The 12611-nt window shown below is 68.5% G+C and carries 11 protein-coding genes; 4 read left to right on the forward strand and 7 right to left on the reverse strand.

What is annotated here, in order from left to right; translation table 11 throughout:
• Nucleotide 1: 1 nt before the first annotated feature.
• Complete coding sequence (locus ACODTB_RS15310) at nt 2–961, reverse strand: YcjF family protein (protein ID WP_291114852.1); 960 nt, start codon at nt 959–961, stop codon at nt 2–4.
• A gap of 139 nt (nt 962–1100) precedes the next feature.
• On the opposite strand from ACODTB_RS15310, the gene ACODTB_RS15315 reads away from it, so the two are divergent.
• From ACODTB_RS15315 to ACODTB_RS15325, 3 genes are all read left to right on the forward strand, one after another.
• Nucleotides 1101–1649 carry a septation protein A gene (locus ACODTB_RS15315; RefSeq protein ID WP_291114854.1) on the forward strand — a complete coding sequence of 183 codons (549 nt, stop codon included), beginning with the start codon at nt 1101–1103 and terminating at the stop codon, nt 1647–1649.
• Nucleotides 1646–1927: a BolA family protein gene (locus tag ACODTB_RS15320; RefSeq protein WP_291114856.1), complete on the forward strand. Its 282-nt coding sequence runs from the start codon at nt 1646–1648 to the stop codon at nt 1925–1927. Before ACODTB_RS15315 ends, ACODTB_RS15320 begins: the two co-directional genes overlap by 4 nt.
• A 101-nt stretch (nt 1928–2028) precedes the next feature.
• A complete protein-coding gene (locus ACODTB_RS15325; protein ID WP_291114858.1) occupies nt 2029–2808 on the forward strand; it encodes a peptidylprolyl isomerase in 780 nt (259 codons plus the stop codon).
• A 66-nt stretch (nt 2809–2874) separates the two neighbouring features.
• Here the strand turns inward: ACODTB_RS15325 and ACODTB_RS15330 are convergent, their stop codons facing one another.
• Together ACODTB_RS15330 and ACODTB_RS15335 are read right to left on the reverse strand one after the other, a co-directional pair.
• Nucleotides 2875–3615 carry a heparan-alpha-glucosaminide N-acetyltransferase gene (locus tag ACODTB_RS15330; protein WP_291114860.1) on the reverse strand — a complete coding sequence of 247 codons (741 nt, stop codon included), beginning with the start codon at nt 3613–3615 and terminating at the stop codon, nt 2875–2877.
• Between the two features lie 10 nt (nt 3616–3625).
• Nucleotides 3626–4378 carry an alpha/beta fold hydrolase gene (locus ACODTB_RS15335; protein WP_291114862.1) on the reverse strand — a complete coding sequence of 251 codons (753 nt, stop codon included), beginning with the start codon at nt 4376–4378 and terminating at the stop codon, nt 3626–3628.
• 66 nt (nt 4379–4444) lie between these two features.
• On the opposite strand from ACODTB_RS15335, the gene ACODTB_RS15340 reads away from it, so the two are divergent.
• Nucleotides 4445–6412, forward strand: coding sequence for a peptidase U32 family protein (locus ACODTB_RS15340; RefSeq protein ID WP_291114864.1), 1968 nt, complete (start codon nt 4445–4447; stop codon nt 6410–6412).
• Nucleotides 6413–6417: 5 nt separating this feature from the next.
• Here the strand turns inward: ACODTB_RS15340 and ACODTB_RS15345 are convergent, their stop codons facing one another.
• Genes ACODTB_RS15345 through purL form a run of 4 tightly spaced genes read right to left on the reverse strand, consistent with a single transcriptional unit; the run spans nt 6418 to nt 12529 of the window.
• Entirely contained in the window at nt 6418–7389 is a 972-nt protein-coding gene (locus tag ACODTB_RS15345; protein WP_291114866.1) for a DUF808 domain-containing protein, read from the reverse strand.
• Between the two features lie 12 nt (nt 7390–7401).
• Complete coding sequence (locus tag ACODTB_RS15350) at nt 7402–8235, reverse strand: phytanoyl-CoA dioxygenase family protein (RefSeq protein ID WP_291114868.1); 834 nt, start codon at nt 8233–8235, stop codon at nt 7402–7404.
• Between the two features lie 3 nt (nt 8236–8238).
• A complete protein-coding gene (locus tag ACODTB_RS15355) occupies nt 8239–8511 on the reverse strand; it encodes a DUF2164 domain-containing protein (RefSeq protein WP_291114870.1) in 273 nt (90 codons plus the stop codon).
• Nucleotides 8512–8524: 13 nt separating this feature from the next.
• Nucleotides 8525–12529 (reverse strand): phosphoribosylformylglycinamidine synthase, encoded by a 4005-nt coding sequence (gene purL, locus ACODTB_RS15360; protein ID WP_488929459.1) that lies wholly within the window; start codon nt 12527–12529, stop codon nt 8525–8527.
• Between the last annotated feature and the right edge of the window lie 82 nt (nt 12530–12611).

The following is a 12611-nucleotide window of genomic DNA, read 5'->3' on the forward strand; positions in this document are numbered from 1 at the left end:
ATCAGACCCCGCCGCGCACCAGTTGCATCACCTGGCCGGCATCGAGCGTGGCGGCCTTCTGCTGGATCTGCGGCAGGTACTGCGCCTGCATCTGCTTGGCCGGGCCGAGCAGGTCCTGGAAGCTCTGCTTGAGCAGGTCGGTGCTCATCACACGGCCACCGGCGTAGTAGCGCTTGGCCACCTGGCCCAGCGCGTAGGTGGTGGCGAAGGAAAACGCCATGCCGGTGGCGGCGCCGCCCAGGCGGCCCACGGTGCGCCCGGCCGCCTTGCCGAGCAGGCCGCCGAGCAGCTTGCGGCCGAATTGCTCCAGGTACTGCGAGGTCAGGCCCACGCCCACCGCCGCGATGAACTCGCGGATGTGGCCCTGGTCCAGCTCCACCCCATGCGCCTTGCCGATGGCGTAGACCATCTTCACCTGCAGCGGGATGATGGCCATCGAGGCCCAGGACTGCGGCAGCAACTCCAGCGCACCGTTGAGCAGCGCGTAGTTCAAGATCGATTTGTCGAGGTCCACGCCGGGCGCCACGCTGGCGGCGACCACCGGGGGTGCCACGGGCGCGGCCACCGGCACCGCCTTCTCTGCCGCGTCCACGACGGCATCGGCCTCGCGCTCGAAGGCGGCGGCCTCGCCCGCGTCCAACTTCAGGCGGGCCTTGAGATCGGCCAGAAAAGCGGCTTCGGCCGGGCTTTGCCGTCCGTCGGCATCGCACACGCAGACCGCCATTTCATAGGCGAGCTGCCGTTGCCCGGCATCCTGCAGGCCGGCCACGGCATCGGCGAGCGACACGCGCTTGAGCAGCACGTCCTGGTAGAGACGCACCAGCACCGCGCCGCCCGATTCGTGCGGCAGCGACTCGGCCATGCGCCGGATCGCCTCGCGCTCGGCGTCGGCCTTGTTGCCATCGGCGAACGCGGCCAGCAAGGCGATGGAGAGAATGGACTGCTGTTCCTGAGGGGTCATGCGCGAAGGGCTCCTGGAGAAAGGGTGAATCGGGACCGGGAATGCGATAGAGAGCCGCTGCAGGGCCGCAAGTTCCGCCCGCCACCGGGTCCAAAGCCCCGCTTAAGGAAGCCGCAAGCCCAAGCCCGATAATCGCCCCATGCGTTTTCTGATTGATTTCTTTCCCATCGGGCTTTTCGTGGTGGCCTACAAGATGGCCGACATCTACACCGCCACCGGCGTGCTGATGGTCGCCACGCTGATCCAGACCGCCCTCATCTACGCGATCGACCGCAAGCTGCAGACCCTGCACAAGGTCACGCTGGTGCTGGTGCTGGTGTTCGGCGCGCTCACGCTGTTCCTGCAGGACGAGCGCTTCATCAAATGGAAGCCCACCGTGCTGTACGCGAGCATGGCCATCGTGCTGGCCGCGGCCCTGTGGATCTGGAAAAAGAACTTCCTGCAGATCCTGCTGGGCAGCCAGCTCAACCTGCCCACGAACGTCTGGGCCCGGCTCACCGTGGCGTGGGTCGGCTACTTCCTGTTCATGGCGGGCATCAACGCCTACGTGGCGGCCTATTACTCGACCGAAGACTGGGTGAACTTCAAGCTCTGGGGCTATGTGTTCCCGGTGGTCTTCATCGTGGGCCAGGGCCTGTACATCGCGCGCTACCTGAAGGACGACGACACCGTGGAGAAGAAGCCATGAGCGATACCGCTGCCGTGGTGCCCACCGCCGCCGCGATCGAGGCGCGCCTGCGCGAGGCCCTCACGCCCACCGTGCTGGAGGTGCTGGACGAAAGCGCGGCCCACGCCGGCCACGCCGGCGCCAACGGTCTGGGCTATGGCACGCATTTCCGGGTGCGCATCGGCGGGCCCGCGTTCGTCGGCCGGACCCGGGTGGCGCAGCACCGCCTTGTGTATGATGCGCTGCAAAAATTCACCGAGGCCGGGCTGCACGCCCTGGCCATCGAAATCAAGGCCTGACGGCCCATGACGACCCCATTCAGCCGCTACGTTCTGATACCTGTTTGCTGAAATCCCGCCCCTGGCGGCGGCTCCAACTCCCTTTTATCCCGAGGAACACCATGAAATTCTCCCTGACGGCCCTCACCGCGGCTGCCCTCATCACGGCAGCGCCCTGGGCCCTGGCCCAGAACGTGGCCATCGTCAACGGCAAGCCCGTTCCCACGGCACGCCTGACGGTGCTGGAGCAGCAGATTGCCGCCTCTGGCCGCCCGGTGGACGACAACGTGCGTGCCCAGCTCAAGGAAGAAGTGGTGCTGCGCGAAGTCTTCATGCAGGAAGCGCAGAAGCGCGGCATCGCCGCCTCCGAGGAGTACAAGAACCAGATGGAACTGGCGCGCCAGACCATCATGATCCGCGCCCTCTTCACCGACTTCCAGAAGAAGAACCCGGTGACCGACGCCGACGTCAAGGCCGAGTACGACAAGTTCGTGGCGGCCAACGGTGGCAAGGAGTACCGCGCGCGCCACATCCTGGTGGAGAAGGAAGACGAAGCCAAGGCCATCATCGCCAGCCTGAAGAAGGGTGGCAAGTTCGAAGAGATCGCCAAGAAGCAGTCGAAGGACCCGGGCTCCGGTGCCAACGGTGGCGACCTGGACTGGGCGGCTGCCGCCAGCTACGTGCCGGAATTCTCCGAAGCCATGATCAAGCTCGACAAGGGCCAGCTGACTCAGGAACCGGTGAAGACGCAATTCGGCTGGCACATCATCCGTGTGGACGACGTGCGCACCGCCGAGCTGCCCAAGCTGGAAGACATCAAGCCGCAGATCGAGCAGCAGATGCAGCAGCAGAAGCTGGCCGAGTTCCAGAAGACCCTGCGCGAAAAAGCCAAGATCCAGTAAGCGTTTCGCCTCCTGCACAAAAAGCGCGGCCGCTCCGCGCTTTTTTTGTGCCTGGCGCTCGCCCGTTCAGCGCATCTGGGCGGCGACCCAGACCAGGGCCAGCAGCACCGGCTGGTGCAGCAGGTAATACGACAGGCTCCAGCGCCCCAGCGTCACGAGGGCGCCCCGCACGCCGGCGGCCGCCGCGTCGGCCGTGCCCAGCCAGTGCGGTCGGTGCCGCAGGGCCCATTGGCCTGCCGCCATGCCCCACCACATCACGCCCAGCCAGGGCGCCAGCGGCACATAGTCTTCGGTGATGGGCTTGCGGCTGATCAGGCCCAGCCAGTTGAGGGCCGGGGTGTTGAGCACGTCCAGCGCCGGCCAGATGGCGATGGCGTGCGGCGCCGCGGACTTGAGCGCGATGGCCAGCGCACCCAGCCACCACAGCCAGGCGCCCCACCCCGCGGTGAGCCGCACGATGACCAGCATGGCCGCGATGCCGTGCAACACGCCGAAGTAGATGAAGCTGTTCGGGAACATGGCCACCGAACCCGCCGTGACCAGCAGCGCCGCCCCCGCCACCTGCAGCCAGCGCCGCCAGAAGCGCACCCAGGTCTGCCCCTGGTGCAGGGCCACGGCCTGGGACAGCCCGGCGGTGAACAGGAACAGACTGACGATGGCCGTTCGCTGTCCGGTCCAGACCGGATCGCGGTAGAAGTCTTCGTTGATGAAGCCGAAGAAGTCCAGGTCGAAGCAGAAATGGAAGGCGGTCATCCACAGCATGGCCGCCGCGCGCAGCAGGTCGATGCGGTCCAGGCGCTGTGCCACGGCGGTGCTTTCAGGCGGCGGATGCGCGGCGGATGCCCAGCAGCAGGTCGGCCAGGGCCTGGGGCTCGCTCACCATCGGGTCATGTCCCGTGGCCAGCTCCAGCACCTGCCAGCCGGGTTCGCGCCGCACGCGCTCGCGGGCGGGTGCGATGGTCGCCAGGGCGGGCGAGGTGCAGTCGATGAAGCTGCGGGGCACGGCATTCACGAGCGCGGCATCGAAATCCAGCGGCTGCTGGTACAGGCGGAAAGGCTGCGGCGTCTGGCGCCGGTTCACCCAGTCGCGGTCGTCGCCTTCCAGCCCGAAGAGGCTGGCGTCGGGCGGCGGAAAGCTCAGGCCGCCGCTGGGTTTCGAGGCATCGGTGCGGGCCTGTTTGGTTTCGGCCGAGTGGTGGCTGCTCCAGCTGTCGCCCGGGTAAGGCACGGCCGCGTCGAGGTAGACCAGGTGGGCCAGGGTGCCGGGGCGCTCGCGCTGCAGGCGGTCGGCCACGCCGGTGACCACCACGCCGGCGTAGCTGTGGCCCACCAGCACGATGCGCTGCAGCTCCTCGGCCTCGACCAGGCCGACCACGTCCTGGATGTGGGTGTGCAGGTCCACCGCCGGGCTCAGCAGGTGGGCGCGTTCGCCCACGCCGGTGAGGGTGACGGCGTGCGCCTCCACGCCTGCGCCACGCAGCAGCGGCAGCACGCGGCGCCAGCACCAGGCCCCGTGCCAGGCCCCGTGGACCAGCACGAAGGCGGTTTTTGTGTCGGGGCTTGGGGGCATGGGCGTTCTCCAGGACAATATCGGGTTGCTTTTTCCTGGCCCGATTCTGCCCGCTCCACGACCGCCATGCTGCCTCACCAGATTGAACTGCTCTCCCCCGCCCGCGACGCCGACATCGGCATCGAGGCGGTGAACCACGGCGCCGACGCGATCTACATCGGCGGGCCTTCGTTCGGCGCGCGCACCAGCGCCGACAACCGCGTGCAGGACATCGCGCGTGTGGCCCGGCATGCGCACCGCTTCGGCAGCCGCGTCTACGTGACCATGAACACCATCCTGCGCGACGACGAGCTGGAAGGGGCCCGCAAGCTTGCCTGGCAGCTGTACGACGCAGGCGCGGACGCCCTCATCATCCAGGACATGGGGCTGCTGGAGATCGACCTGCCCCCGATCCAGCTGCACGCGAGCACGCAGACCGACATCCGCACGCCCGAGAAGGCGCGTTTCCTGCAGGACGCCGGCCTGTCCAAGCTGGTGCTGGCGCGCGAGCTCACCCTGCCGCAGATCGCTGCCATCCGCGACACGCTCGACGCCGAGCGCTGCCTGATCGAGTTCTTCATCCACGGCGCGCTGTGCGTGGCCTACAGCGGCCAGTGTTACGTGAGCCATGCCCACACCGGCCGCAGCGCCAACCGGGGCGACTGCTCGCAGGCCTGCCGCCTGCCTTACGAGGTGAAAGACAGCCAGGGTCGCATCGTGGCGCACGACAAACACGTGCTCTCGATGAAGGACAACAACCAGAGCGACAACCTGCGCGAGCTCATCGAGGCGGGCGCGCGCAGCTTCAAGATCGAGGGCCGCTACAAGGACATGGGCTACGTCAAGAACATCACGGCGCACTACCGCGTGCTGTTCGACCAGATCCTGGAAGAACGCCCCGAGCTGGGCCGCGCGTCCAGCGGCCGCTGCACCTTCGGCTTCACGCCCGACCCCGGCCAGAACTTCAACCGCGAGTTCACCGACTACTTCGTCCAGGGCCGCCAGGAGGACATCGGCGCCTTCGACACGCCCAAGAACCCCGGCCGGCCCATCGGCTGGGTGACGAAGGTCGGGCCCAACTTCGTCGAGCTGGAAACCGACGACCCGGCCACCGTGGTGCACAACGGCGACGGCCTGTGTTACCTGGACCTGCACAAGGAGCTGGTGGGCCTGCAGATCAACCGCGCCGAGCCCGTGGGCACCCCGGGCCAGTGGCGCGTGTTCCCCAAGGACGCGATGGACGGCCTGCGCCACCTCAAGCGCGGCACGGTGGTCAACCGCAACCGCGACGTGGACTGGGTGCGCGCGCTGGAGAAAAAGTCCGCCGACCGCCGCATCGGCGTCTGGCTGCGGCTGGACGAGACGGCCGAAGGCCTGACGCTGACCGCCACCGACGAGGACGGCCACTGCGCCGCCGCCACGCTGCCCTGCACCCTGGAGGCCGCCAAGGACCCGGCGCAGGCCGAGGCGCGGCTGCGCGAAGGCCTGTCGCGCCTGGGTGAGACGGTGTTCGAGCCGATCGACGTGTCGCTGCAGCTCTCCCAGCCCTGGTTCGTGCCGGCCTCGCTGCTCAACCCGCTGCGGCGCGACGCCATCGCCGCGCTGGAAGCGGCCCGCGCGTCGGCCTGGCAGCGCCTGCCCCGCGCCACGCCGGTGGAGCCGCCGGTGAACTACCCGGAAGACACGCTCACCTACCTCGCCAACGTGTACAACCACAAGGCGCGCGACTTCTACGCGAAGCACGGCGTGAAGGTGATCGCCTCGGCCTATGAGAGCCACGAGGAAGAAGGCGAAGTGAGCCTGATGATCACCAAGCACTGCGTGCGCTTCTCGCTCAGCCTGTGCCCCAAGCAGGCCAAGGGCGTCACTGGCGTGCAGGGCACCATCCGCGCCGAGCCCATGAGCATCACGCACGGCAACGAGAAACTCACGCTGCGCTTCGACTGCAAGCCCTGCGAAATGCACGTGGTCGGGCGCATCAAGCCCAATGTGATGCAGGCCGTGCCGGCCAGCCCGCTGAAGTTCTACCGCACGCGGCCTGCCACGACCGCCTGAGGCGCTCAGGCGGTATTCGTGCCGCCGCGCAGGCGTTTGCCCAGGCTCACCAGGGCCAGCACCACACCCCCGGCCACCAGGCCCGCGAGCGCACCCACCAGGGTGGACACCAGCGAACCTATCCAGCCCAGCGTGGCGGCGAAGGCCTCGATGCCGTGGCCGAGTGCCGGGATGCCGTGCACCAGGATGCCACCGCCGACCAGGAACATGGCGGCAGTGCCGACGACCGATAGCGTCTTCATCAGCCAGGGGGCGGCCGCGAGGATGCCGCGCCCCAGGGACTGCTTCCACGCCGCGGGCTGCCGGTTGAGGTGCAGGCCCAGGTCGTCGAGCTTGACGATGCCCGCCACCAGCCCGTAGACACCCACCGTCATGATCAGCGAGATGCCCACCAGCACGGCGATGCGCTGGCCCATGCTGGCGGCGGCCACTGTGCCGAGGGTGATCACGATGATCTCGGCCGACAGGATGAAATCGGTGCGCACGGCGCCCTTGATCTTCTGCTTTTCGAACGCCACCAGGTCGACGCTTTCGTTGGCCGCGGCTTCGATCAGTTCCTCGCGGTGCGCCGCGTCTTCGGCCTTGTGCGGGCCGAAGGCGTGCCACAGCTTTTCCGCGCCCTCGAAGCAGAGGAACAGGCCGCCGAGCATCAGCAGCGGGGTGATGGCCCAGGGCGCGATCACGCTGATGACCAGCGCGCTGGGCACCAGGATGGCCTTGTTCATCATCGAGCCCTTGGCCACGGCCCAGACCACAGGCAGTTCGCGGTCGGCCTTCACACCCGTGACCTGCTGCGCGTTGAGCGCGAGGTCGTCACCGAGCACACCGGCGGTCTTCTTGGCCGCCATCTGGGTCATGGCAGCCACGTCGTCCGCCACCGCGGCGCTCTTGCGCGCGGCCACCTTGGTCATGACGGCCACATCGTCCAGGATGGTGGCGATGTCGTCGATCAGCGCGAGCAGACTGGTACCGGCCATGGCGCGGCCCTTTCAGGAGTGGGTGGTGTCGGTGGAGGGCCAGACGAGCGGGAACAGGGGATCGTCGAGCTCGGCGCCATCGGCCATGCGCGCGGCCAGGCCGGGAAACGGCGGCGAAGTGCGCCAAGGTCGGGGCGCATGACGCGCGTCTTCACCCAGGTAGCGGGCGGAGAACACGCGCCGGCGCTGGCCAGGTCCCACGCCGCTGGAGGCGTGCAGCGCGAGCATGTGGAAGGCCACGCAGTCACCAGGCTCGAGTGCCCAGGCCAGCTGGCGGAAACGCTCGGGCTCGGCGTCGATGGCCGGCAACTCGGCCAGCGTGCCCTCGGGGAACCAGCGGGCCTGCTGGTCGCGGAAGGTGCGTGGCATGTACCAGGTGCCGGCGTGCGAACCGGCCACGAACCGCAGCGTGCTGGCCAGCGGCACCGGGTCCACGGGAATCCAGAAACTCACGTTCTGACGGCCGCTGACGTTGTAGTACGGCTGGTCCTGGTGCCAGGGCGTGGGCTGGCGCGTGCCGGGCTCCTTGACCAGCAAATGGTCGTGGTAGAGCCGCGCGGTGCGGCTGTGCATGAGCTGGGTGGCGATGTGCGGCAGCGCCGAATCGCGCAGGATGCGCTGGTACGACGGGTTGTGCTGCCAGGTGCAGAAGTCCTCGACGAAACGGCCCGGGTCGTCGGGTTCGCTCGCCACCAGCGCCAGCGGGCTCAGATGCGCCAGGTTGTGCTCGATGCCGCGTTCGAGCAGGGCGAGTTCGTCCGCGTTGAACACGCCGCGCAGCACCACAGCGCCGTCGGCGGCGAAATCGGTGGCGGTGCCCTCAGGCAGAAAGCGTTCTCGGGCCACGTGTCATCTCCCCTTGGCGGGTTTCTCCCGCTTGCGCCAGTAGGTGAAGGCGTCCTCGTGCACTTCGATGTCGAGCTCCGCCACGCGCGCCTGCAGGCGTTCCTGCACATCGGCCACGGCCTGGTTGTAGACCGCGGGCGCGATCTCTTCCAGGAAGAAGCCCAGCAGGCCGCCGGCGGCGATGTTGCCGATGCGCTCGTCCATGTTCGCATCGAAGTAGCGCTGGATCGAGGCGATCGCCTCGTCGCGGGTGGTTTTGGGCAGTTCGATGGCCATGTGGTGCGCCCGGTCAGCCGACCCACTTGCGCGCGTTGCGCCACAGGCGCATCCAGGCGCTGAAGGCGGCCGGGTCCTGGTCGGTCCAGCTCATCTGGATGTTGCGGAACACGCGCTCGGGGTGCGGCATCATGGCCGTGAAGCGGCCGTCGGCCGTGGTCACCGCCGTCAGGCCGCCCGGGCTGCCGTTGGGGTTGAACGGGTAGGCCTCGGTGGCCGCACCGTGGTGGTCGGTGAAGCGCATCGCGGCGATGGCCTTGCTCGCATCGCCCCGGTGGCGGAAGTTGGCGTAACCCTCGCCGTGCGCGACCGCGATCGGCAGGCGGCTGCCGGCCATGCCCTGCAGGAACAGGCTGGGCGAGTCCAGCACCTCCACCAGGGACAGACGCGCCTCGAAGCGCTCGCTCTGGTTGGTGGTGAAGCGCGGCCAGGCTTCGGCACCGGGGATGATGTCGGCCAGCTCGGCGAACATCTGGCAGCCGTTGCACACGCCCAGGCCGAAGGTGTCGCCCCGGCCGAAGAAGGCCTGAAACTGATCGGACAGGCCGGGGTTGAAGGTGATGCTGCGCGCCCAGCCGATGCCGGCGCCCAGCGTGTCGCCGTAGCTGAAGCCGCCGCAGGCCACCACGCCCTTGAAGTCGGCCAGCTTCGCACGGCCGGTCTGCAAGTCGGTCATGTGCACGTCGAAGGCCTCGAAGCCGGCCTGGGTGAAGGCGTAGGCCATCTCGACGTGCGAATTCACGCCCTGCTCGCGCAGGATGGCGACCTTGGGCCGGGCGAGGTTGAGGTACGGTGCGGCCACGTTGTCGGTGGCGTCGAACGTGAGTTTCGTGTGCAGACCGGGGTCGTCGGGTCGGCCGGCCGCTGCGTGCTCGGCATCGGCGCCTGCCGGGTTGTCGCGCTGCTGGTTGATCTTCCAGCTCACGCTGTCCCAGACCTGTTGCAGGTCGAACAGGCTGGCCGAGAACACCGCCTTGGTGTCGCGCCAGACCTGCAGCTGGCCCTTGCCGGCGTCCATGGCGGACGAAGCCGGGCGGGTCTTGCCCACGAAGTGGCTGTGCTTGGACAGGCCGTGCTCGCGCAGGGTCTGCATCACGGCGTTGCGGTCTTCGGTGCGCACCTGCAGCAGCACACCCAGCTCTTCGCTGAACAGGGCCTTGAGCGTGAGTTCCTCGCGGCGCGCGCTGACCTGGCCGGCCCAGTTCTTGGCGTCGCCCATCTCGGCGCGGCTGTCGCTGATGCCGTCGCCCTCGGTCACGAGCAGGTCCACGTTGAGCGCCACGCCCACGTGGCCGGCGAAGGCCATCTCGGCGGCGGCGGCCAGCAGACCCCCGTCGCTGCGGTCGTGGTAGGCCAGGATCTTGCCGCGCAAGGCGTTCACCGCGTTGACGAGGTTCACCAGGTCTTTCAGGTCGTCCAGGTCGGGCACCTCGCCCCCGCCCTGCCCCAGGGTCTGGGCCAGCACGCTGCCGCCCATGCGGTGGCGGCCCTTGCCAAGGTCGATCAGGACCAGCGTAGTGTCGTCGAGCGCGTTGTTCAATTGCGGCGTGAGGGTGCCGCGCACGTCGGCCAGCGTGGCAAAGGCGCTCACGATCAGGCTGACCGGCGAGGTCACTTTCTTCGTCTCGCCGCCTTCGCTCCACTGGGTGCGCATGGACAGGCTGTCCTTGCCCACCGGAATGGAAATGCCCAGCGCCGGACAGAGTTCCAGGCCCACGGCCTTGACGGTGTCGTACAGCGCGGCGTCTTCACCCGGTTCGCCGCAGGCAGCCATCCAGTTGGCGGAGAGCTTCACGCGCGGCAGCTCGATCGGCGCGGCCAGCAGGTTGGTGATGGCCTCGGCCACCGCCATGCGGCCGGACGCGGCGGCATCCAGCGCGGCCAGCGGCGTGCGCTCGCCCATGCTCATGGCCTCGCCGGCGAAGCCCTTGTAGTCGGCCAGCGTGACGGCGCAGTCCGCCACCGGCACCTGCCAGGGGCCGACCATCTGGTCGCGGTGCGAGAGGCCGCCCACGGTGCGGTCGCCGATGGTGATGAGGAAGCGCTTGGAGGCCACGGTCGGATGGCTCAGCACGTCGATCACGGCCTGCTGCAGGTTCACGCCGGTGAGTTCCAGCGGGGTCGCCTGACGCGCCACGCTTTTCACGTCGCGGTGCATCTTGGGGGGTTTGCCCAGCAGCACGTTCATCGGCATGTCCACCGGGCTCTGTGCTCCCTCGTCCGCCAGCACCAGCTGGCGCTCTTCGGTGGCGACACCGATCACGGCGAACGGGCAGCGCTCGCGCTCGCAGAAGGCCTTGAAGAGCGGCAGCGATTCGGGCGCGATCGCCAGCACATAACGCTCCTGGCTCTCGTTGCACCAGATTTCCTTGGGCGCCAGGCCGCTTTCTTCCAGCGGTACGGCGCGCAGGTCGAAGCGAGCGCCCCGGCCGGCGTCGTTGGTGAGTTCGGGGAAGGCGTTGGAGAGGCCGCCCGCACCCACGTCGTGGATCGCCAGGATGGGGTTGTTCTCGCCCTGCTGCCAGCAGTGGTTGATGACCTCCTGCGCGCGGCGCTCGATTTCGGGGTTGCCGCGCTGCACGGAGTCGAAGTCCAGCGAGGCGGCGTTGGTGCCGGTGGCCATGGAGCTGGCCGCGCTGCCGCCCATGCCGATCTTCATGCCCGGGCCGCCGAGCTGGATGAGCAGCGAGCCGGCCGGGAATTCGATCTTCTTCGTCTGGATGGCGTCGATCACGCCGACGCCGCCCGCGATCATGATGGGTTTGTGGTACCCGCGCTGCACGCCGTCCACCGCCAGCTCGTACTCGCGGAAGTAGCCCAGCAGGTTGGGCCGGCCGAACTCGTTGTTGAAGGCCGCGCCGCCCAGGGGGCCCTCGGTCATGATCTGCAGGGGACTGGCGATGTGCTCGGGCTTGCCGCCCGGCTGGTCGGAGAGGCCGCCCCAGAGCTTGCCGACGGTGAAGCCGGTCAGGCCGGCCTTGGGCTTGGACCCTCGGCCGGTGGCCCCTTCGTCGCGGATCTCGCCACCCGCGCCGGTGGAGGCGCCGGGAAACGGCGAGATGGCGGTCGGGTGGTTGTGCGTTTCCACCTTCATCAGCACGTGGTGCGTGGCGGTCTCGGCGGCATAGGCCGGCGACGCGTTGCCGCCGGCGCGGGCCACGAAGCGCTCGACCACGCTGCCTTCCATGATGGAGGCGTTGTCCGAGTAGGCCACCACCGTGTGCTGCGGGGCCTGCTGGTGGGTGTGGCGGATCATGCCGAACAGGCTCTTGTCCTGCGCCACGCCGTCGATGGTGAACTGCGCGTTGAAGATCTTGTGGCGGCAGTGCTCGCTGTTGGCCTGCGCGAACATCATCAGCTCGACGTCGGTCGGGTTGCGCTTCAGGCCGTTGAAGGCGTTGACGAGGTAGTCGATCTCGTCGTCGGCCAGGGCCAGGCCCCAGTCGGCGTTGGCGCGCTCCAGCGCCGAGCGGCCACCCCCGAGCACGTCCACCTGCTCCATCGGCGCGGGGTGCAGCTCGGTGAACAGGGCCTGCGCCTGGCCGCGGTCGAGCGAGACGTTTTCCGTCATGCGGTCGTGCAGCAGGTCGGCCACGGCGCGCAATTGCTCTTCCGAGAGGCTGGCCTTCTTGCCGAGCAGACCGGATTTGAGGCCGATGCGGTACTCGACCAGGCGCTCCACCCGGTGCAGGCTCAAACCGCAGTTGTGGGCGATGTCGGTCGCTTTGGAGGCCCAGGGCGAGACGGTGCCCAGGCGCGGCATCACCAGCAGGGCCGGCGCGCCGGCCGCTTCCAGCTGAGCGTGCGCCGGGTTGCCGGGTTCGCCGTAGGTCAGCAGCTCGCCCACGCGCTGCAGCGTGGCCGCGTCGGGCTCGCCGTCGAAGCTCGCCAGGTGGACGAAGCGGGCCGAAAGGCCGTTGATCTTGTCGGAAATGCCCGCGAGGCGGGGCAGGAGCTGCTGGACTTTGAAGTCGCTGACGGCGTTGCCGCCTTCAAAAAAGCGCAGGTGCAGGGACACGTTGGGAGCCTGAGGTGCGTTGACCCGCCGGCGGCAGGTGGAAAACCCGGAATTTTACCCGGCCGCCCCCATGGCCTTGCCT

It is taken from the genome of Hydrogenophaga sp. FG152 (assembly GCF_057809615.1).

Coding starts and splice junctions, on each gene's coding strand:
- ACODTB_RS15310 (WP_291114852.1), bottom strand. CDS start 961: ATGACCCCTCAGGAACAGCAGTCCATTCTCTCCATCGCCTTGCTGGCC.
- ACODTB_RS15315 (WP_291114854.1), top strand. CDS start 1,101: ATGCGTTTTCTGATTGATTTCTTTCCCATCGGGCTTTTCGTGGTGGCC.
- ACODTB_RS15320 (WP_291114856.1), top strand. CDS start 1,646: ATGAGCGATACCGCTGCCGTGGTGCCCACCGCCGCCGCGATCGAGGCG.
- ACODTB_RS15325 (WP_291114858.1), top strand. CDS start 2,029: ATGAAATTCTCCCTGACGGCCCTCACCGCGGCTGCCCTCATCACGGCA.
- ACODTB_RS15335 (WP_291114862.1), bottom strand. CDS start 4,378: ATGCCCCCAAGCCCCGACACAAAAACCGCCTTCGTGCTGGTCCACGGG.
- ACODTB_RS15340 (WP_291114864.1), top strand. CDS start 4,445: ATGCTGCCTCACCAGATTGAACTGCTCTCCCCCGCCCGCGACGCCGAC.
- ACODTB_RS15345 (WP_291114866.1), bottom strand. CDS start 7,389: ATGGCCGGTACCAGTCTGCTCGCGCTGATCGACGACATCGCCACCATC.
- ACODTB_RS15355 (WP_291114870.1), bottom strand. CDS start 8,511: ATGGCCATCGAACTGCCCAAAACCACCCGCGACGAGGCGATCGCCTCG.